At 33.8% G+C, this 22,177-nt stretch carries 18 protein-coding genes and 1 riboswitch; of the genes, 4 read left to right on the top strand and 14 right to left on the bottom strand.

What is annotated here, in order from left to right; all coding sequences use genetic code 11:
* Window positions 1–50: 50 nt before the first annotated feature.
* From THYS13_RS08535 to THYS13_RS08570, 8 genes are all read right to left on the bottom strand, one after another.
* On the bottom strand, window positions 51–1,397 hold the full coding sequence (locus THYS13_RS08535) for a PTS ascorbate transporter subunit IIC (RefSeq protein WP_042834144.1): 1,347 nt from the start codon (window positions 1,395–1,397) through the stop codon (window positions 51–53).
* 12 nt (window positions 1,398–1,409) lie between these two features.
* Window positions 1,410–1,685: a PTS sugar transporter subunit IIB gene (locus THYS13_RS08540; RefSeq protein ID WP_042834145.1), complete on the bottom strand. Its 276-nt coding sequence runs from the start codon at window positions 1,683–1,685 to the stop codon at window positions 1,410–1,412.
* Window positions 1,682–2,272, bottom strand: coding sequence for an SIS domain-containing protein (locus THYS13_RS08545; protein WP_042834757.1), 591 nt, complete (start codon window positions 2,270–2,272; stop codon window positions 1,682–1,684). The genes THYS13_RS08540 and THYS13_RS08545 overlap by 4 nt, the downstream gene beginning before the upstream one ends.
* On the bottom strand, window positions 2,265–4,412 hold the full coding sequence (locus THYS13_RS08550) for a BglG family transcription antiterminator (RefSeq protein WP_042834146.1): 2,148 nt from the start codon (window positions 4,410–4,412) through the stop codon (window positions 2,265–2,267). Before THYS13_RS08550 ends, THYS13_RS08545 begins: the two co-directional genes overlap by 8 nt.
* Before the next feature lie 133 nt (window positions 4,413–4,545).
* Window positions 4,546–5,712 (bottom strand): pyridoxal phosphate-dependent aminotransferase, encoded by a 1,167-nt coding sequence (locus THYS13_RS08555; protein ID WP_042834147.1) that lies wholly within the window; start codon window positions 5,710–5,712, stop codon window positions 4,546–4,548.
* A 108-nt stretch (window positions 5,713–5,820) separates the two neighbouring features.
* The gene (locus THYS13_RS08560; RefSeq protein ID WP_042834148.1) at window positions 5,821–6,264 is read right to left on the bottom strand and encodes an OsmC family protein; all 444 of its coding nucleotides are present in this window, start codon (window positions 6,262–6,264) and stop codon (window positions 5,821–5,823) included.
* Window positions 6,265–6,352: 88 nt separating this feature from the next.
* Window positions 6,353–8,014 (bottom strand): dihydrolipoyl dehydrogenase, encoded by a 1,662-nt coding sequence (gene lpdA, locus THYS13_RS08565; protein ID WP_042834149.1) that lies wholly within the window; start codon window positions 8,012–8,014, stop codon window positions 6,353–6,355.
* Between the two features lie 183 nt (window positions 8,015–8,197).
* Window positions 8,198–9,178 (bottom strand): lipoate--protein ligase, encoded by a 981-nt coding sequence (locus THYS13_RS08570; protein ID WP_042834150.1) that lies wholly within the window; start codon window positions 9,176–9,178, stop codon window positions 8,198–8,200.
* Between the two features lie 93 nt (window positions 9,179–9,271).
* Window positions 9,272–9,377: riboswitch (glycine riboswitch) on the top strand.
* Between the two features lie 164 nt (window positions 9,378–9,541).
* Here THYS13_RS08570 and gcvT point away from each other — a divergent pair.
* Genes gcvT through gcvPB form a run of 4 tightly spaced genes read left to right on the top strand, consistent with a single transcriptional unit; the run spans window position 9,542 to window position 13,840 of the window.
* On the top strand, window positions 9,542–10,648 hold the full coding sequence (gene gcvT, locus THYS13_RS08575) for a glycine cleavage system aminomethyltransferase GcvT (protein WP_042834151.1): 1,107 nt from the start codon (window positions 9,542–9,544) through the stop codon (window positions 10,646–10,648).
* Between the two features lie 12 nt (window positions 10,649–10,660).
* The gene (gene gcvH, locus THYS13_RS08580; protein ID WP_029688416.1) at window positions 10,661–11,041 is read left to right on the top strand and encodes a glycine cleavage system protein GcvH; all 381 of its coding nucleotides are present in this window, start codon (window positions 10,661–10,663) and stop codon (window positions 11,039–11,041) included.
* A gap of 4 nt (window positions 11,042–11,045) precedes the next feature.
* The gene (gene gcvPA, locus THYS13_RS08585) at window positions 11,046–12,389 is read left to right on the top strand and encodes an aminomethyl-transferring glycine dehydrogenase subunit GcvPA (protein ID WP_042834152.1); all 1,344 of its coding nucleotides are present in this window, start codon (window positions 11,046–11,048) and stop codon (window positions 12,387–12,389) included.
* The gene (gene gcvPB / locus THYS13_RS08590; RefSeq protein ID WP_042834153.1) at window positions 12,386–13,840 is read left to right on the top strand and encodes an aminomethyl-transferring glycine dehydrogenase subunit GcvPB; all 1,455 of its coding nucleotides are present in this window, start codon (window positions 12,386–12,388) and stop codon (window positions 13,838–13,840) included. The genes gcvPA and gcvPB overlap by 4 nt, the downstream gene beginning before the upstream one ends.
* Window positions 13,841–13,894: 54 nt before the next feature.
* Here the strand turns inward: gcvPB and THYS13_RS08595 are convergent, their stop codons facing one another.
* From THYS13_RS08595 to THYS13_RS08620, 6 genes are all read right to left on the bottom strand, one after another.
* Entirely contained in the window at window positions 13,895–15,088 is a 1,194-nt protein-coding gene (locus THYS13_RS08595) for a sugar ABC transporter permease (RefSeq protein WP_042834154.1), read from the bottom strand.
* Window positions 15,089–15,102: 14 nt separating this feature from the next.
* A complete protein-coding gene (locus THYS13_RS08600) occupies window positions 15,103–16,626 on the bottom strand; it encodes a sugar ABC transporter ATP-binding protein (RefSeq protein WP_042834155.1) in 1,524 nt (507 codons plus the stop codon).
* Window positions 16,627–16,644: 18 nt separating this feature from the next.
* Window positions 16,645–17,799 (bottom strand): sugar ABC transporter substrate-binding protein, encoded by a 1,155-nt coding sequence (locus THYS13_RS08605; RefSeq protein WP_042834156.1) that lies wholly within the window; start codon window positions 17,797–17,799, stop codon window positions 16,645–16,647.
* Window positions 17,800–17,993: 194 nt separating this feature from the next.
* Complete coding sequence (locus THYS13_RS08610) at window positions 17,994–19,073, bottom strand: sugar ABC transporter substrate-binding protein (RefSeq protein WP_042834157.1); 1,080 nt, start codon at window positions 19,071–19,073, stop codon at window positions 17,994–17,996.
* The gene (locus THYS13_RS08615; RefSeq protein WP_042834158.1) at window positions 19,063–20,676 is read right to left on the bottom strand and encodes a response regulator; all 1,614 of its coding nucleotides are present in this window, start codon (window positions 20,674–20,676) and stop codon (window positions 19,063–19,065) included. The genes THYS13_RS08610 and THYS13_RS08615 overlap by 11 nt, the downstream gene beginning before the upstream one ends.
* On the bottom strand, window positions 20,669–22,177 hold the full coding sequence (locus THYS13_RS08620) for a sensor histidine kinase (protein WP_042834159.1): 1,509 nt from the start codon (window positions 22,175–22,177) through the stop codon (window positions 20,669–20,671). The genes THYS13_RS08615 and THYS13_RS08620 overlap by 8 nt, the downstream gene beginning before the upstream one ends.

Raw genomic sequence — 22,177 nt, forward strand, 5'->3', positions numbered from 1 at the left:
AAGGAATACTTCCTTGGTCAATTTCATTAAATTGTTTTTTCTTTTAATCTTTACTCCGCTTTTTCTACTTTTTTAGGTTTAGCAACAAGGGAAACTATAATAAAGAGTAATAACAACAAGCCAATCAAAATATATACACCAGTTTTATTAAAGAACTTTGCTGCATATCCTACAACAATTCCTGTTACCGCAAAATCAGCATCTCCAAAAGTTGTATTTGCAAATCCAAGCTGTCCCATTACTGGTAGTAAAATTGCAGGAAGAAAAGTCAGAATTAAGCCATTTACAAAACCTCCTATAATCGTACCTCTTAAACCTCCTGCGGCATTAGACAGTACTCCAGCAGCTGCACCTACAAAAAACAACGGTATCAAACCAGGAATAATAACCGGTAATCCCATATAAGGTAATATAAGGAACATTACTATTCCACCTACAAGAGATGATAAGAAACCAACAATTACTGCGTTAGGAGCAAATGGGAAAATTACTGGGCAGTCAAGGGCTGGTATTGCATCTGGAACTATCTTTTCTGCAATACCTTTAAAGGCAGGCACAATTTCGGCAAGCATCATTCTAACACCTTGAAGAACAACTACAAAACCTGCTGTAAATGTTAATGCTTGAGTAATAGCGAATATAAAAATATTTTGTCCACCAGATGTTTCTAAAACTAGTTTCCTATCTGCGGAGTATAGTGTTACTAAGAAAATTATCATCATAATTATAGCTGTTGAAATAGTGTTATCTTTGAAAAAACTTAATCCTTGTGGTACTTTAATATCTTCTGTTGATCTCTTCTTATCTCCTACTAATCCACTAATATATGCAGAAAGAAAATATGTTAAAGCATTATAATGACCCATTGCAACGCTATCGTTTCCCGTAACTTTTCTATAATATGGTTGTACAACTGCTGGTGTAAGAACCATTGTAGAACCTAAGATTAGTGAACCAACTATGACCAATTCAGTTCCTCTAAAACCAGCTGTGCTCAATACTGCAGCCAAAAGACCAGACATAAATAATATATGATGTCCTGTTAAAAATACATACTTAAGAGGTGTAAGTCGTGCTATAATTAGATTTACCAAAAAACCAAATGCCATCATTAAAGCCATTTCTGTTCCAAACATTTTTTGCGCTAGTCCAATTACCGCTTCGTTTGTCGGAATAACTCCTTGTAAATGGAAAGCATTCTGGAACAATGGCCCTAATACATTAAGTGAACTAACAATTGCTCCAGCACCAATTTGTAAAATAATAAAACCAATTATTGTTTTTAGAGTGCCATTAATAATTTCTTGCACAGATTTTTTTAGAGCAATTAAACCTATTAGAGCCATTATACCAACCATTATGGATGGCTGACTAAATAAGCTAACTATAAATTCCATATTTATCCTCCTTTATTTTAATTTTTTTATTGCTTCCAACACTTTTTCTTCAATGTCTTTTTTATCAATTGCATTTTTTACAAATACTACATTAAAATTTAACTTCTTTAACTCTGGTTCTAATTCAGAAGTGGAAACAACTAAATCTGCTATTTTTCCTTTTACAGAACCCAGGTCACATGCTTCTACATTAGCAGTAATTCCATTTTTCTTTAAAATTTCATCAACCGCCATCTTAAGAATTAAACTAGTACCAAATCCCATGCCACAAACCGTTACAATATTCATACCATCACTCCTTTATCAATCAGCTCACACAATTTTGCCTCAGCTTCTTCCAATATTATATGACTAAGAGTCATAGCAAATTCTTCACAGAGATCAGACTCTTTCTCAGGTATTGTAATACTTATATCTACTAATTTCCCTACTTTCCCTCCATTATTTCCTAGCAGACCTATCGTTTTAATACCAATTTTTTTTGCTTTCTCGACCGCTTTTATAACATTTAGTGAATTTCCACTTGAACTAAGCGCAATAAGTATATCTCCTCCTTTACCTATTCCTTCTACTTGTCTTTCAAAAACTACACTATAATCATAATCATTCCCTATTGCTGTTAAAGTACTTGTATCTACAGTTAAAGCTATCCCCGCAAATCCCCTCCTCTCTCTCTTAAATCTACCAACTATGTCTCCTATAATATGTTGTGCATTAGCAGCACTTCCGCCATTGCCACATGTTAAAACTTTGTTTCCATTTTTAATACATTCTACTATTTCCGAGCTAATTAAATGTATCTTAGCTATCATTTCATCGTCCATATAATTTAAGACTTTTATTCTCTTTTTTATAGCCTCTCTTGCATCAAACAATTTTCTCTCCTCCTTTTCTATATTCCTCAATATATCCCAAAACCTCCTCCTTTCTCTGGGCTTTTGTTAAGATAGACACAAATTCCTCATCCCCCAAAAGTTCTACCAGTTCGGATAATGCTTTAAGGTGTGAAGAATGATCAATTGCACAGAGAGAAACTACAATTTTTACTGGATCATTTTCTTTGTTCCCAAAGTTAACAGGATTTTTTAGTGTGATTAAACTCATACCTATTTTTCTTGCTCCTGCTTCAGGTCTTGCATGGGGCATTGCTATACCTGGTGCAATTACAATGTAAGGTCCCATTTCTTTTACAGTTTTTATCATTGCCTCAACGTATTGAGGCTCAACAAAACCATTTTTAACTAGCAACTCACCTCCTATCTTCACTGCTTCCTCCCAATCTTTTGCCTCAACATTTAGTTTTATAGTATCCTTAGTCAAAAGGTCTTTTAACACGGGTTTTGCAACTCCTCTCGTATTTTCATATGATGCTACATTTAAAAATTTTGATAAATCTTCTATTAATTTTTCACGACTTTCTATCACACAATGTTTTTCTATTATTTTTATTAAATCATCAATAACTGTCCCTTGCACCTTAGGTTTAATAACAAGGTCTTTTAATAATTCTATGTCTTTTTCTGTAAGAAGGGGATTCACTTCAATAGTTTTAATTCCTTCATATTGGATTGGAACAGTAGACACTATTAAATCTACATCTTTTTCTCTTAAAATTTCTTTTACCTGATGGTATGCAACAGTATCTACTATATTTACATCAAAAACTGATTGTAATCTAGAAGAAAGAAGTTTCGCTGTACCTATTCCTGTACCACATACCACGAGGATATTAGGCTTAGTGGCTGATGTTACTTTTAATCTTTCAATTGCAGCACCAAAATGTATTGTAAAATAACCTATTTCTTCGTCGTTTAATGCTTTGCCTGTATAATCTTCTAAAGGTTTTAAACTTTCCTTGACTATCTCAAACAATTCTTTATAATTTGCTTTAATCTCATCTAAAATAGGATTTTTTAATTTAAGTCCGTGTTTTAACCGGTATACTGTAGGCCTTAAATGGTCTAAAAGCCCTTCAAAAAGCTGCCTATCTTCTGACAAATCTTGGTGTATTTTGTTGGTGACATTTATAATAATTTTTTCAGTCAATAACTGGTACTCAACCCAGTTTTCATTAGGATAAGGACGTGTTTTTGAAACATTACTTCCAAGAAGATGAACAGTAATATACCCGATTTCATCAAGAGGAATAGAAACTTTAAAATGGTCTTCCAACATTTTTGCAATATTTGATGCCACAGCAAATTCCTTTGTAATTTCCAAAGCTTTTAATTCTTCTTTTGGCATAATTATGTCTTTCCCAAGTTGTATCCTTTTAATTGCTATTGCTATGTGGATTACAAGGCCAGAAAATGCAGCATCAGAAAAAACCGTTTCCAGTTCCTTCTCTGCTATTTGTATGCAATTCTCGATATAAGGTATGTCTATATCTTCAAATAGCTTAGTAATTTGTTTGTCAATTCCCACACTAGAACGGATATAAATTGGAGATTTTACAATATCCAGCGCCTTATCAATGTCAATTGCCTCTGTCAGAAGTTCTATAGCAGCTCGTCGTAATTGTTTTTCATCCCCCACAACTTTGATTCCATATTTCGGTGCAGACTTCAACTGAAGTCCATGTTCTATAAGCCACTTTCTTACGTTTTTTAGGTCATTTATAACGGTACTTCTTGAAACCATTAGTTTATCCGCCAGGTTATTTATAGTTATATAATCTCTTTGCTGTATAAGTTCACTTAAGATAATATTTACCCTTTCTTGTTGCGATAAGTTGTAGTAATAGGGTGTAAGATTATCAAAGAGAGATAAAACCTTGTTTTTGTATTCCAATAGTTCAGAAAATTTCACACCTACATTTGGTTTGCGTATCAATTGTGGCAAACTGTTGTATTTTAAAAATTCATCAATTGTATCAAGGTCATATCTTATAGTTCTGCTGCTTACATTGAATATTTTTGCGAGGTCAGAAATTTTAATAGGCTCATTAGAATTAATAAGTTTCATAAGAATTTGTTTACTTCTTTCATTGAGTGTGATAATTATCACCTCTTTCAATTTAAATTATATTCTATTTATATGATAATGAAAAGCTTAACATTTTGCAATGTAAATGTGGCAAAAATAAACTAATAAAATAACAAAAAAATAAACTGCGGAAGGTAAGTTATTCATCTTCCGCAGTTTATTTTTAAAACTTTGACATAAATTCTTTCATTCTTTTTACTGCTTCTTCTAGGTTTTCCATAGAGGTTGCATAAGCCATACGAACATATCCTTCACCATTTTCTCCAAAAGCATTTCCCGGAACAACCGCAACTTTTGCTTCGTAAAGGAGTCTTCTAGCAAATTCTGTCGACGTAAGACCTGTCTTTTTTATTGATGGGAATATATAAAAAGCACCTTTAGGTTCAAAACAGGAAAGTCCCATTTCTCTCACACTTTGAAGTAAATACTTTCTTCTCCTGTCATACTCTTCTCTCATTCTTAAAATATCTTCATCCCCATTTTTTATAGCCTCAACTCCGGCATACTGGCACATTGTAGCTGCTGCTGTCACGCCGTATTGGTGTATTTTGGTCATGTGTTTCACAAAATATTCCGGTGCAGCTATATATCCGAGACGCCATCCTGTCATCGCATATGACTTCGAGAAACCATTTATAGTAACTGTTCTTTCCCACATGTCTTTTAAAGAAGCAAAGCTTACGTGTTCAAAACCACTATATATTAGCTCAGCATAAATTTCATCAGTAACCACAATAAGGTCATATTTTTTAACCACTTCAGCTATCTTTTCCATCGCTTCTTTTGGCATTACCGCGCCAGTTGGATTATTAGGATAAGGAAGAATTAACACTTTTGATTTGTCCGTAATGTACTTTTCTAAAACATCTGCCCTTAATACAAAATCATCCTCTTCATATGTTGGCACAAAAACAGATTTAGCACCTGCAAGAATTGTACAAGGATGGTATGCCACAAATGAAGGTTCTGGAATTAATACTTCGTCTCCTTCTTCTACCAAAGTATTTAAAGCGACGTATATAGCTTCTGTAGCCCCAATTGTAACTAAAATTTCAGTTTCCGGATTGTAAGAAAGGTTATACCTCCTCTTAAGATAATTCGAAATTTCTTGCCTCAATTCAATAAGTCCAGGATTTACAGTATATCCTGTTTTGCCTTCATCGAGGGCTTTTTTTGCTGCCTCTCTTATGTGGAATGGCGTTACAAAATCTGGTTCTCCAATAGCAAGGGATATTGCTCCCGGCACCTCTCGTGCCATGTTAAAGAAATATCTTATGGTAGATATTTCTATGGACTTCGCTCTTTTTGCCACTCTGTCTTCAAAGTTCATCTCTAATCCCCCTAAAACAATAGTTTTATTATTATAGTTCTACAAAAATCTTAAAAATCCTCTATATAAAAAACACTCCACCGCAAAAAGGTGGAGTGTTTTTTATTATTATTCAACAATCACATCTGACAAAACTAATTTTACTGGATTTGCTAAAGAATCTCCTACTGGGCAGGTATTTTCTATAAACTTTGCAAATTCTTCTACTTTTTCTTTTGGAGCATCTGTCTTTATATGCATTTTAAATCTTATTTCTTGGAAACCCGGCCTTACATCAGCTTTTCCCATAAATCCGTCTGTATCAAGGTCTCCTTCTAATTCTACCCAAAAGCCTTGTAGGTCTATACCTTTCGCTTTTGCAAAAGCTGATGCCACAATTGTCTGGCAAGAACCTAAAGCGCAAAGTAAAGCCTCTACAGGATTCATCCCTTTATTCGTGCCACCTAGCTCTTTAGGTTCATCTAAGATTATTTTAAAGCCTCTTACCTCGCTTTCAACTGCTAAACCTTCTGGTAATTTTCTTGAAACCGCTTTAAAAGTTTCAACTGCCATTTTAAACTCCTCCTTTTATTTTTCAAATTTTATGTATTTCGAAAGCTCTATAAGAGCTTCAAAAGCATATAGATAAATGACGTTAAAATTACACTTTGTGTACAGACTCACCAAAGATGTCCTTCACAGCTTCCATAATGGTTTCACTTTTAGTGGGATGAGCATAAACTGCTTTTTTCAGGTCTTCTACTTTTGCTCCCGCCTGACAAGCAGTCGAAAGTATGTGTATAAGTTCAGAAGCTCCACTGCCTATTACCCATGCGCCAACTACTTCGTCATTTTCATTTGAGATTATCTTTGCAAATCCATCCGTTTCTCCATAAGTTTTTGCTCTTCCATTAAACTTAAAATCAAATCTTCCTACCTTTATTTCTTTAAATTTTTCTTTTGCTTGGTCTTCTGTGTATCCAAAATATCCAATCTCTGGCTCTGTAAATACTGCAGCAGGTATTTTCATATAATCTAATGTGTTTGATTCGCCAAAAATGTTGTCAACTGCTACTTCCCCTTGTGCAGAAGCCACATGGGCTAACATCATCTTGCCTGTGACATCACCTACTGCATAAACTCCTTCTATATTTGTCTTCATGTGCTCATCAATTTTAATAGCTTTTCCTTCAAATTCTAATAGTTCTGCAATCGGTCCAATATCTGTGTTTAATTTTCTTCCTATTGACACAAATACTTTGTCTGCGTATATGCGTTTTATATTCTCTCCACTCTTTATTGTTACTATACTTCCGCCGCCTTCTTCTTCGTCTATTCTCTCAACCGTTGAAGAAGTATATATCTTGATTCCTCTTTTTTGTGCAGCGAATTTTATAGATGAGCTTATCTTTTTATCAAGTGTAGGAAGTATATTAGGCATCATTTCAACAACTGACACTTTCACTCCAAATTGATTCATTATAAAGGCAAATTCCATGCCTATTACTCCGCCGCCTATAATGCATAAACTTTGTGGCAAAGAGGTCATTTCAAGAATAGTATCACTATTCATGACATTTTTAGAATTAATGCCTTCAATAGGAAGTTCAGCCGGTGATGACCCAGTTGCAATAATAATGTTTTTCGCTTTGATTTTGTTTTCTCCAAATAGTACATTCTTTTCTTTGTCAACTTTTGCTTCAGCATTAAAAACATCTACTCCATTAGCTTTAAGCAAAGCATTAATGCCTTCAACAAGCTCTCCTACAATACCATCTTTTCTCTTTACAACTTGAGTGTAATCAAAAGAGTTTATTTTTATGTCAAATCCAAATTCAAAAGCTCTGTTTAAAATGTCATACACTTCGGCAATTCTTGCATAGGCTTTTGTTGGTATACAGCCTCTATTTAAACAGGTACCACCTAATTTATCTTTTTCAAATAAGGCTACTTTTGCACCTTTTTTAGCAGCTTTAATAGCAGCAACATATCCTCCAGGACCTGCCCCTATGACAGCTAAATCATATTCTTTGTATCCGTATTCCTGTTTAATTTCTTTTTGTGTAGAAGAAGGCTTTACTTCTTCAGAGTGTGCAATAATTGCAATGACATCTCCTGGTTCAACTGTAGTTCCAGCAGGACAAACAATTTTTGAAATAATGCCTTCATAATTACTGTACACTTCAAAATTTACTTTATTTACTGCTATATCACATAGACAAGAGTCTTTCTCCACGTATTGTCCTTCTTCTACGTACCATTTTGTAATTCGCCCACTTTTCATCGTATCTGAGAAAGCAGGTACTTTTATTTCTATATCCATCTAAATATGCCTCCAATTCTTTCTATTTCATCAATCATTTATAAATCATATTTTCTGTATGAGCCTCCCCATTAGGGAAGGGGTAATTTTGATAAAATAAAAACGATAATTATTTAACAATTTCTTTTACATATATCTTATCACTTTTTAGTTAAAAATTCAACAATTTAAAAGTATTTTTTATCAAAACATCACTTCTATTAAATTGTCAACAGTTATGTTGGCAAAATAATCGTTTATATCAATATTTGAAAGTACTTTTTTTATTTCCTCTTCTGAATGCTTTACTCCTTTTAAAAGGTTTTCTACCTCTGAAACATCGTATTTCCCAAAAAAGTCTCCGTAAATTTTTATATCTTTTATTATTCCTTTTTCTACATTTAAATTTACCTCTACAGTGCCACCAGTAAATTTTTTCTCATTTTTAAAACTGTAATCTGGCGATGTTCCAAAATTCCATTCCCATGTGCTATATTTTTCCCTGACCAATTTCTCTATTTTTTGTATGTCTTCCGATGTAAATTCATACATTTCACTTTCAGCGGTTTGTTCTCTAATGTGATTCATAATGAGGTCTATAAATTGTTCTATCGTAAAAGGCTCTTTCAAATGCTCACTTATGTTTGTGACTCTTTTAGACACAGATTTTACACCTTTATCTTCAAATTTTACAGGTCGTACTTTCAGTGCCGCTGACAAATCTGTAATGCTGGAAGAAAACAAAAGTGTTCCATGGTGTAATATTCTAGTTTTGTAATAATATTGCGCATTTCCTGAAATTTTTTTGCCGTCAATTGTTATGTCATTTCTCCCTGAAAACTCAGCATTAACAGAAAGTTTTCTAAGCACATCTATAATTGGCTGTGTAAATCTTTTAAAATCGCTGAAACTACTGACATCCTCATTTACTATAAAAGTAAAATTTAAATTGCCGAGGTCGTGAAAAACCGCTCCTCCTCCTGATAATCTTCTGACAACCGGAATTTTATGTTGTCTCACATAATCTAAATTTATTTCCGCTAATGTATTTTGATTTTTTCCTACTATAATGCTAGGTTCATTCCTCCACAGCATGAAACATTCTTCTTGAAATTCTTTTAAAACGTATTCTTCAGCTGCTAAATTAAAATAGGGATTTGTGTTCTTATTGTAAATATATAACATAACCACCTCTCCTCGTTTTGATTATTGACTATTTAATGGAATATAATATAATAAAAGTATAGCATATTTTAAAAAAATTTAATACTGTTCTAGATGATGATAGCGAGAGATATCTTTGTAAAAAGATAGCCGAAGGGGAAATATAAAGGCCCGCCAAGCCTTTATAGAAGCTCTCAGGCAAAAGTATCGCTATCGGATAGACCTCTGGAAAGCTCGGAAGAGCACCGAAGGAGCAATACTTTAAGTAGAAGCTCTCAGGTTAAAAAACAGAGGAGTTGTGATGGCATGGCATATTCTCTTGTTGTGTTTTAATTGTGCTCATCATAACTCCTCTTTTAAATTTTATGAAAGGGTGTGGTATGTTTGGATAACCTCAAAAAAACACCTCTTTTTGACCTTTACAAAAAATATAATGGAAAAATCATTGACTTTGCAGGATGGGCTCTCCCTGTTCAATTTGAAAGTATAATCTCTGAACACGAAGCAGTGAGAAATGCGGCAGGGCTCTTTGATGTTTCTCACATGGGAGAAATTACTGTAAAAGGAAGAGAAGCTTTTAACTTTTTGCAAAATCTCATAACAAATGATCTGTCAAAACTAAAAGACAATCAAGTCCTTTATACTTTTATGTGCAATTACAATGGTGGCGTTGTAGATGACTTATTAGTCTACAAATATTCTGATGAACACTTCTACTTGGTTGTAAATGCGGCTAATATAGAAAAGGATTATAAATGGATGAAGGATAACAAAGGAGTATATGAGGTAGAGATAAATAACATTTCAGATGAAATTTCGGAGCTTGCAATACAAGGTCCAAAAGCAGAAGAAATACTTCAAAAACTTACAGATACTGATCTTTCAGAAATTAAATTTTTCTACTTTAAAGACAATGTAAAAATAGCTGGGATTGAATGCCTAGTATCAAGAACAGGATATACCGGTGAAGATGGCTTTGAAATTTACATGCCTAATAAATACGCAGTAGAATTGTGGGAAAAAATAATTGAAGTTGGAAAAGAATATGGACTTAAACCGGCAGGATTAGGTGCAAGAGATACTTTGAGATTTGAAGCAGGTTTGCCTCTATACGGAAATGAACTTTCAGAAGAAATAACTCCTTTAGAAGCAGGTTTTGAGTTTTTCGTCAAATTTGACAAGGGCAACTTTATCGGAAAAGATGCTCTATTAAAGCAAAAAGAAGAAGGGCTTAAGCGTAAAATCGTGGGATTTGAAATGATAGACAATGGAATCCCAAGACACGGCTATGAAGTTCGCGCTGACAATCAAAAAATAGGTTATGTAACAACAGGGTATTTCTCTCCTACACTAAAGAAAAATATAGGCCTTGCATTGATTGATTCTAAACATGCACAATTAGGGAATCAAATTGAAATTGTGATAAGAAATAAGCCACTTAAGGCTTTAATCATAAGCAAAAACTTTTACAAGAAAAATTATAAAAAATAGGAGGTATTTGGTATGGAAGTTTTAGAAGGCTTGTATTATTCAAAAGACCATGAATGGGTCAAAGTAGAAGGAGATAAAGCATACATAGGAATAACTGACTATGCACAGCATTCCTTAGGAAACATAGTATACGTTGAGCTTCCAGAAGTAGGCGCAGAACTCTCTGCTGGCGATGTACTTGGAGTTGTAGAATCTGTAAAAGCTGCTTCCGATGTTTACACACCTGTAGATGGAAAAGTGCTTGAAGTAAACAATGCTATTGTTGATGACCCCTCTTTAGTAAACAATGACCCCTATGGCAGTTGGATGGCATTAGTAGAACTCAAAGACAAGTCACAGCTTGATAATTTGATGACAGCCGAAGAATATAAAAAATTTTTAGATGAGGAGTGAGAATATGTTTCCCTACCTTCCCACCTCCTCCAATGACGAAAAAGAAATGCTTAAAACAATAGGAAAAAATTCTATAGAAGAGCTATTTGAAAACATACCTCAAGAAGTTCTCTTAAAAAAGCCTTTAAATCTTGGAACTCCAATGTCAGAAATAGAACTTACAGCTCACATAAAGAAATACGCCAAAGAAAATAAAAGCCTTGAAGAGCTGACAAGTTTTTTAGGCGCTGGAGTATATGACCATTATATTCCTTCTGTTGTAAAGCATATAATATCCCGTTCTGAATTTTACACGGCATATACTCCTTACCAGCCAGAAATAAGTCAAGGAACTTTACAGGCTATATTTGAGTACCAGACAATGATTACAAACCTCACAGGAATGGGAGTCACAAATGCTTCAATGTATGATGGTGCAACTGCCTGTGCAGAAGCTGCAATTATGGCATGTGAAAATACAAAAAGAAAAACCATATTAGTTTCAAAAACTGTAAATCCAGAAACGCGAAAAGTTTTAAAAACTTATATGCATTTTAGAGATATACAAGTAATTGAAATAGACGATAATGAAGGAGTAACAGATTTAGAAAAATTAAAAGCGGAAATTGGGACTAACACCGCGGCAGTAATTGTACAGTATCCTAATTTCATGGGAATCATCGAAGATCTGCAAGAAATTGAGAAAATAACACATGAAAATAAAGCAATGCTCATTACTTACGTACATCCAATACCTCTCGGCATACTTAAATCGCCAGGAGAAATTAGCGCAGATATAGCTGTAGGAGACGGTCAGTCTCTTGGCAATGGATTAAATTTTGGTGGTCCTTATCTTGGTTTTTTAGCTACAACGCAAAAGCTTGTGCGGAAAATGCCAGGAAGAATAGTAGGCCAGACAAAAGATGTAGATGGTAGACGTGCTTTTGTGCTTACTTTGCAAGCAAGAGAACAACACATAAGAAGAGAAAAGGCAACTTCAAATATTTGCTCCAATCACTCATTAAATGCTTTGACTGCTGCAGTATATCTAGCAACTATGGGCAAAAAAGGTATAAAAGAAGTGGCTTATCAATGTACTCAAAAAGCTCATTATGCTTTTTCAGTGCTTACCGCATCAGGAAAATATAAACCTGCTTTTAACAAGCCCTTCTTTATGGAATTTGCATTAAAGACTGATGTAGATGTAGACTTAATTAACAAAAAACTTTTAGAAAAGGGCATATTAGGCGGATACAACCTCCACAGAGATTACGACAAATACAAAAATACAATGTTACTAGCCTTTACAGAAAAAAGGACGAAAGAAGAAATTGATGAGTTAAAAGCTCTGCTGGAGGTGATAGAATGAAAGAGTACAATAAATTGATATTTGAATTGTCAAATAAAGGAAGAAAAGCCTACACCCTCCCCAAGTTGGATGTAGAAGAAAAACCTTTAGAAGACATACTTCCGCAACAAATGATGAGAAAAGAAGAAATAGAGCTTCCCGAAGTAAGTGAAGTAGACATAATAAGGCATTATACCCTTTTATCAAATAAAAACTACGGCGTCGATACGGGTTTTTATCCATTAGGTTCTTGTACTATGAAGTACAATCCTAAAATAAATGAAGACATGGCATCCCTTGTCAGTTTTACAGCTCTACATCCCTATCAACCAGTAGAAACTGTACAGGGCGCTTTGAAACTCATGTATGAATTAGAAAATATGCTCTCTGAAATAACTGGAATGGACAAATTTTCATTACAGCCTGCTGCAGGTGCCCACGGAGAATTGACGGGACTCATGATAATTAAGGCCTATCACGAGCACAGAAATGACAAAAAACGTAAAAAAATAATCGTGCCAGACTCTGCTCATGGTACTAACCCCGCCAGTGCAACAGTTGCAGGTTTTGACGTTATTGAAATTAAATCCAACAAAGAAGGGGCTATAGATTTAGAAGCCTTAAAGGCTGTTTTAAATGATGAAGTAGCAGGACTTATGCTGACAAACCCTAGTACTTTGGGGCTTTTTGAAGAAAATATAGTAGAAATCGCAAGACTAGTACATGAAGCAGGAGGACTTCTATATTACGACGGTGCAAATCTAAATGCTATAATGGGAATTACACGTCCTGGAGACATGGGATTTGACGTTGTGCATTTAAATCTTCATAAAACATTTTCTACACCTCATGGTGGTGGAGGACCTGGCGCAGGACCTGTAGGTGTCAAAAAAGAGCTTGCCGACTTTTTGCCAGTGCCCGTAATAGAGTTTAAGGAAGGCATATATAGCTTAAACTATGATAGGCCGCTTTCTATTGGAAAAGTGAGAAGCTTTTATGGTAATTTCAACGTGCTTATAAAGGCTTATTCCTATATTTTGACCATGGGAGCTGAAGGACTTAAGAGAGCCAGCGAAATGGCCGTCTTAAATGCTAATTATCTTAAAGAAAAACTTAAAAATCACTATAAAGTAGCTGTTGACAAAGTATGCATGCATGAATTTGTTTTAGCTGGTCTCTTAGAAAAAGTCAATGATATCAGAACATTAGATGTAGCTAAAAGACTTATAGACTACGGTTTCCATCCGCCTACAATATATTTCCCATTAATTGTTGATGAAGCTATAATGATAGAGCCTACTGAAACAGAAAGTAAAGAAACATTAGACGCTTTTATTGAAGCGATGATTAAAATATCAGAGGAAGCAAAAGAAAATCCACAACTTTTAAAAGAAGCTCCACACAACACGCCTGTAAGAAGGGTTGATGAGGTACTAGCTGCAAGAAATCCTGTTTTAAAGTGGAGCAAATAGAGGGGAACCATTGAAAAAACGGGGGATAAAAAAGACGGGTTTTACCCGTCTTTTTTATCTTCCCTTGCTGCGAGTTGCCACATCAAATATGACAGCGCCAGCCAAAACTATTCCAAGAATTATATACTGAAGCGAAATATCCACTCCTAGAAGATTCATTCCATTAGTCAAAGTTGACATAACAAATGCTCCAATCAATGAGTTGATTACTTTCCCCACTCCGCCTCCCGCAGATACTCCACCTATGAAAGCTCCAGCAATAGCATAAAGTTCAAAAAGAGTACCAGCAGTAGTTGTAGCTGATTGAAGTCTGGAAGCAAACAATATTCCTGATAAACCTGAAAGAAAACCCATCGAAGCAAAGACAATAAGCGTAATTTTTTTTACATTAATTCCACTTAAAGCAGCCGCTTCTGGATTACCACCTACCGCATAAATATGTCTTCCCAAAACGGTTCTATTAGTAATAAAACTATAAATAATTGTGGTAATTATCATAATTACAAAGGTCCATGAAATTCCTCTGTGATGAGCTGCTAAAGTAAAAGTTATATATAACAATAAAGCATCAATAAAAAGCAATTCGATAAGAAAAATATCGATTGGAAGTACATCGAATCCTCTTTTAATTTGTTGTGCTCTATTCTTAAGAGAAAAATAAACAATTAGCACTGCTGTTACAATACCCACTAGCAAGGTAAGTTTATGATAATTAGGTAAAATATTATTTATAAAAGGCAAGTCTGGAATAAAACCGTTGCCTATAGCATTAAAAGTTTTATTGGTAATTATAATGGTTCCAGACGATTTTGTAGCCAGCAAAAGAGCACCACGATATACTAGCCAACCTGCTAAAGTAGCAACAAAAGCTGGGATCCTTAAGTAAGCAACTAGTGAACCGTTTAGTAATCCAGCCAATGTTCCCAATACTAACACTATTATAATAGCTGATAAAGCAGAAAAGTGATAAAATTGCATCAATATAGCTGCAATTGCTCCTAAAAATCCAGACAAAAATCCTACAGAAAGGTCAATATGTCGTATAACAATAATTAAAGTTTCTCCAATTGCAAGAACAGCTATATATCCCGTCTGGTCCACAAGATTACTAATATTTACAGGTGATAAAAAATCGCCGCCAGAGAGGGCCGCAAAAACAGCCATTATTGCAAGAAGTGCTATAAACATAGCATAGTCTCTTACATGCTCTCTCAAAAATTCCTTTAAATGGCGAATAAATTCCTTCAATCTTAAACCCTCCTTTAGCTCACGGCATAAGCCATTACGATTTCTTGATTGGCTTCTTCTGATTTCAGTTCCCCTGTAATTTTACCTTTGCTCATTATATATATTCTATCACTCATTCCCAATATTTCCGGTAATTCAGAGGATATAAGGAGAATGGCTTTGCCTTCACTTGCTAATTCTCTTATTAAGGTGTATATTTCATATTTTGCGCCAACATCTATACCTCTTGTAGGTTCATCCAAAATAATGACATCTGGTTCAGCAAAAAGGCCTTTAGCTACCAAAACTTTTTGCTGAGTCCCTCCGCTCAAAGTAGAAACATTAACTTCAACATTACGAGCTTTTATATTAAGTCTTTTCTGAAAACCTTGGGCTATTTCTATCTCTTTTGATTCATCAACTGTAATTCCTTTTTTCAAAGCTTTTAAATTCGCCAAACTTATATTTTCCTTTATGCTGTTTATCAAAATCAGCCCTTTTTCTTTTCGATCCTCCGTTAAATAAAGCACTCCCTGCTTAATTGCGTCTTCCGGAGTTTTAAATTTTACTTTTCTGCCTTTTAATATTATATCTCCAGAAACAATGTAGCCATATGGATTCCCAAAAAGGCTAAGTCCAAATTCTGTACGTCCAGCACCAACTAATCCAAATAACCCTACTATTTCTCCTTTTTTTAATACAATGTTTGCATCTTTTACTAAATAGCGGCCTGTACTGGGTTCAACTACATTCCATTTTTTAATTTCCATTATAGGTTCATCTAGAGGTTTGGCTATAGGCATTGGATAAAGATTTGTAATCTCTCTTCCAACCATATGCTTTATTATCTTTTTTTCATCTACTTCTTCAGTTTTGCAATTAAAATAAGCTACTGTTTGCCCATCTCGTAAAACAGTTATAGAATCCGCCACTTTCAAAACTTCTTTTAATCTATGACTTATAAGAATAATTGTAACTCCTTGTTCTTTAAGTTCTTTCAAAAGAATAAGGAGATTTTCACTTTCAGTTTCGCTTAAAGCAGAAGTTGGCTCATCCAGAATTAACATTTTGGGATTTTTTGAAAGCGCTTTTGCTATTTCAACAAGCTGCTGCATACTTACACTAAGGTCCTTAGCCTTTGCAGTAGGATTAATATTTTCACCTTTGACTTTTAATAAAAGTTGTCGTGCTCTTTCTATTTCCTCAAAAGTATCTACTATACTTCCCTTTTTAATTTCATTTCCTAAAAAGATATTCTCATATACTGTCATCTCTGGAACTAAAGAAAGTTCTTGATGGATAATGGAAATTCCGGCTTTTTCACTGTCTTTTATGCTAAAAAATCTTACAGGGTATCCCTCAAGTCTTATCTCTCCTTCGTATTCACCATAAGGGTATACCCCGCTTAAGATTTTCATTAAAGTGCTTTTGCCGGCTCCATTTTCTCCAACTAAACAATGTATCTCCCCTGGTTGAACTTTAAAATTTACACCAAATAATACCTGTACACCTGAAAAACTTTTACTCACGTTTACAAGCTCTATAAGCGGGGTACCCATTCTTTACACCTCCAACAATTATTTAGGCCAAGTAAAATCGCTTTCTTTGTAATATCCAGAATCTATTAAGGCTTGTTTTACATTATTCTTATCTACTACTTGTACAGGAGATGGTTTAGAAGGAACCTCTTTTACACCATTATTATAAGTTTTTGTAGATTCTGGTGTTTTCCCGTCTAAATATGTCAAAGCAGCATTTATTGCATCCTTGACAAGAATCCTAACATCTTTGAAGACAGTCATAGATTGTTTGCCATCAATAATGTATTGAATAGATGGTTTTTCAGCATCTTGTCCAGTAATTACATAACTTTTAATTTCCGGATCTGCTTTAAAAGTATCTGCTATTGACCTTGCGGTACCGTCATTAGGAGCAAGTATAAATACATTACCCTTTAAATTTTTTGGCGCCTTAGCAAGGTTTGCTTGAGCAAGGTTTTTAGCAGTATTGAAATCCCAATTTGTAGTAATTTGTCCTATAATACTTGCCATTTCATCACGAGTTAAATCTTTTTTATCTTTTAATGCAACTGCTTTGTCAGAATTTGCAATTACAAAAGTGCCATCAGCGATCTTTGGCTGTAAAACTTCCCATGCTCCTTGGAAGAATAAGAAAGAGTTGTTATCAGATAAAGCACCAGCATAGAGATATAAAGGATTGCCTTTACCTGTTGCATGATCAACTAAATATTGTCCTTGTTCTTTACCTACCTGTACACTATCAAAAGTGACATAATAATCTACTGCATCTGTGTTAAGTATTAATCTGTCATAAGATATAACCTTTACACCTGCTTTTTTAGCCTCCTCTGCAGAAGCTGCTGCTGCATTTGCATCTTGAGGACATAGGATAAGTACCTTTATACCTTTACTTATCAAAGTTTCTACATTGGCCTTCTCCTTAGCAGGATCGCCTTGGCTGAAAAGAATTTCAGCAGAATAAGGAGTATTTTTTAATGCATCCTGAAAACGAGTCTCGTCCTGAATCCATCTTGGCTCATCTTTTGTTGGTAACACAATACCAACAGCTAATTTTTTTTCAGAAGTCTGCTTTGAGGAAGGTGAAGAAGACGAATTAGAAGTTTGCTTTGAAGAACCACAACCACCAAGAAAAGCAGATACTAACAACAGTAATGCTATTACTACCACTACAAGTCTGCGTTTGTTACTCATTGTACATTATCTCTCCTTTCTAAAATTTTATTTTAGCAATTTATTTTTTAACAATAATATTAATTCTACCTTCACACCCAAAATGCCTCTGGAACTTTTTTTGTTATCCTTTACTTTTTTGGCGATTTAAATTTTTTAACTTATCAATCTGTATTTTTTTAAGACAAAAAAATACAGGCTTAAAGCCTGAATAATCATTTAGATACATTTCTGTATACTTCATCGCGATTGTGAAAACCGTCTTTTATTACAGTATCATCTATATTAGTTTTATCAACAGCAATTGGTTCAAGAACATAATAAGGAACGTAATATTTCCCGTCATATATGGTATTTTTCACGTTTAATTTTTCTCCCTTTGCAAGTTTCATAGCCATTTTTGCGGTGGCTTCTGCCAATTTATCAATTGGTTTGTACACTGTCATAGCCTGAGTTCCTTCCACTATCCTTTGACATGCAGCAAGGTCAGCATCCTGAGCTGCAACCAATACTTTTCCCGCTAATCTGTGCTCTGATAAAGCCTCTATAATTCCTCCCGCTAAAGCATCATCCCCTGCTATTACGGCATCAATTTTCACACCCTTTTGCAGCAGTTCATCAGTAGAATTAAAAGCATATTCCGTCATCCAATTAGGTGCCCAGTCTTCTTTTACAATTTTTATGTCTCCACTTTCAATTCTGGGCTTTAGAACACTGTCATATCCTTCTTTTATCATTTTTGTGTTGTTATCCGTCGTAGCACCGTTTATTATAAGATAATTCCCTCTTGGCACTTTTTTCACTAAATATTCCGCCATCAGTTTCCCAACTTTTACGTTGTCAAAGGATATATAAAGGTCTACATTTGATTTTGTAACAAGCCTGTCATAGGATATCACTTTTACTCCTTCTTTTTGTGCCAATGATACCGCATAAGAGGCTTTTTCAAGGTCATTTGGAACAATGATAAGTACGTCAATTTTTTGGTCCAAAAGGTATCTCACCTGTTTTAATTGGTCTTGGTCATCATTATTAGCGTTTTGCACTAAAACCTCTGCCCCCAATTCCCGCAACTTTGCCATTACTATATCTCGATCTTTAATCCATCTTTCTTCTTTTAAGGTACCAAGAGAAAAACCAATTTTAATTTTATGTTCTTTTTTATCTAGGTTAGAGTGTAGATTCTTTACCTCTCTATATGCTACTACATGCTTAACAGTCAAAAAAACTAAAACACCTAAAATAATCATAAGGACAATTGCTACTATCACTTTGATTACATTTTTACTCTCCACCAATCACACCCCCTTTTTTGTAAATAGCCAATCTGTACTCTGTAGGCGTCATCCCTGTAGCTTTTTTAAATATCTTGCTAAAATAATTTGGATCGCTGTAGCCAACCTTATAGCACACTTCTTTTATGCTTACAGTTTCATCCTCTAATAGTTCTTTAGCTTTAGTTACTCTCAAATTTGTCAAGTAATCGATAAAATTTTTTCCAGTTTGATCTTTGAAAAATTTACTAAAATAGTGGTAACTCATATTTACTTCTTTTGCAACATCATCCAGTGTAATGTCTTTATTGAAATTGTCCTCTATAAATCTAATTATTTTGGCCATAAAGGTATCCATTTTTTCTTTGTTGATAGTTTTTATGCTGTCGAATAGATTTTTCAGAGTATTGATAAATATAAACTTTATTTTGTCAACATCGTTTATTTTCAAAATTTCTTCCAACTCTCGGTTTTCAATAAAGTTTTCCTCCTCAGAATAATAAGAAAGATTTCTTTTAATAACACCGATTATTTCTATAAGTTTTGACTTTATTTTATCTACATCCTCTTGGTATTCTAAAACCATCCACTCGTAAATTTCATTAAATATGCTAAAAGAACCTTGAAGGTCTCCAGTCATAAGTCTATCAATAAAAAGTCTTTCTTTATTAATAGGATAAGGCTTAAATTTATTTTGTGGCATTGCAATATCATCAAAATGTACAATCAGTTCATTTTTTGCCATTTTTAATGCCATTTCTGCTTCATAATAAGACTTTAAAATATTATCGAAACTGTAAACTCTACCTATTCCAATTCTGTAAGGAATTTTCACTTTTTGGTTTATAGCCTCTATTATTTTCTGCGCTGTTTCTATAGAATTATTTTTAATCTCAAATGAATTTCCCCCCTCCACAGGAAAATACACAAACAATTTGTCAATAAAGTATGGCCCTACCAAACATTTTTTAATATTCTTTACAATTGGTTTAAAATAATCATAAAAATTTTGTTTTTCTATGCTCAATTTTAGACTTTGATCTTTGATATTTTTACCAAAATCCTCCACTGTCACTATCATCGCATAACCACGCTTTAATTCTATTCCAAATATATCTTCATAAAGGGGTAAGTCATCATAGGTTATACCACTAAAAAGAGTAGTATACAAAAATTGCCCTTCCAAATAAGGAATAATCTTATTGAGTTTTTCCTTTAACTCTAACTCTTTTAACATTGCCTCTCTTCTTTTTTCAATCACCTCAATAGCTTTCTTTATAGTTTCTACGACTTTATTTCTATTAAGAGGCTTTAAAAGATAATCTAACACTCCAAGGTCTATTGCCTCTTTCGCATAATTAAAATACTCATAAGCGGTAATAATAACAAAAATTATATCCTTATGCCTTTCTTTAATTTGCTTTATGGCTTCAATTCCATCTATTCCTGGCATCTTTATATCCATAAAAACTACATCAGGCTTTAAAATTTCCACTTTTTCAATGGCTTCTCTTCCAGATTTGGCAAAACCAATTATATCAGCTTTTACATCATTCTTTTCTATGATAAATTTAATTGAATCTATAACTATTTGCTCATCATCCGCAATAAACAATTTAATCATTTTCTTTATCACCCTTCATTAAAGGAATTTTTAAAGTAACTTTTGTTCCTTCTCCTATTTTGCTATCTATCTCAATTACATCTTCTATAGCAGAAGTGTTATAAAAAAGTCTTAGTCTGTTTATGATATTGTGCATGCCAATTCCCGTAACATGCCTTTTAGATAAATCCTCATTGTCTGCTGATAATATTGCCCTTACTTTTTCTTCACTCATTCCTATCCCATTGTCAATAACCTCTATTAAAACTTTATCATTATCCTTCTTTACCGTAAGTTTAATAAAACCTCTTTTTTCTATATCTTCTAATCCGTGAATAAATGCATTTTCAACTACAGGCTGAATTATTGTACAAGGCATTTCTACATCTAAAACCCCTTCGTCTACATCTACTTTAAAATCTACTCTGTCGCCAAATCTCGTTTTCAAAATGTACATATATGTCTTTACATTGTTTATCTCGTCCTGCAAAGTAACTGTAGTATCCAATTTTTTTAGATTATATCTAAATAGGTTTGCAACGTTTTCTATAAACTCCGAAGATTTATCTGCCCCTTCCATCATCGCTAATTGTGCAGCTGCATTTAGGGTATTAAAGAGAAAATGTGGATTTATTTGGGACTGCAAAGCCTTAAGTTCTGCCTCTTTTAAAATATTTCTCATTTTGAGATTTTGCATCTCTTGTTCTTTTAATTTTTTCTCTACTTCTGCCTGATTTTTGATTTCTCCTATATAATTTTTTATGCTTACTACCATCTTATTAAAAGCTTCTGCAAGTATATTTATCTCATCGTTTGTCTTTATAGAAAGCGGTCTTACATCAAAATCTCCTTTTGAAACTCTCACTGCCAAATGGGAAAGGTCTATAAGAGGTTTTGTAATTCGATAGGTAAAAAATATTGCAAAAAATATGTTAAAAAGAATAGAACCTATTATCAAAAACATATTCAAATAACTTATAAACTCCATGTTTTTTGTTATAGATGCATATTTTAAAGAACCCTCTTGCAATTTACTGTTAAGAAGATTATTAATGTAAAGTTTTATATATTCACTTATTTTATTGGACCTCGTAAAATGTGCAATGTACTCGCTGCTTATCCTGCCTCTTTTAGCATTTATTGCTGCGTCAGTTTCATTCAAAAGGCTTTCAATCATATTCCCTATATCCTTTAACATTAAACCATCCTGGTCATAGTTTTTTTCATTTAAAATAGCGGAGGCTTGCTCTTGAAGTTTGTTATAGAGGGTATAATAATTTAAAAGGGCGTCTGACGATTTGGTAGATAAGTACTTCTCCACTTCTGTTTCCAACATGTTTACATCTGTATTTAAATTGTTAAGGTATATATAATCCACAAAAATTGATTTTAAACGATTTATAACTGACTTTGCATTATAATACGAATAAAAACTTGTGATACCCATTAAAATAGTAATTATGAGGTAATAAACTATCAATTTTCGCCTTATGCCCGTAAATCTCCACATATCTTTTTTCAT

This window comes from Thermoanaerobacter sp. YS13, assembly GCF_000806225.2.
Lineage (GTDB): Bacteria > Bacillota > Thermoanaerobacteria > Thermoanaerobacterales > Thermoanaerobacteraceae > Thermoanaerobacter > Thermoanaerobacter uzonensis.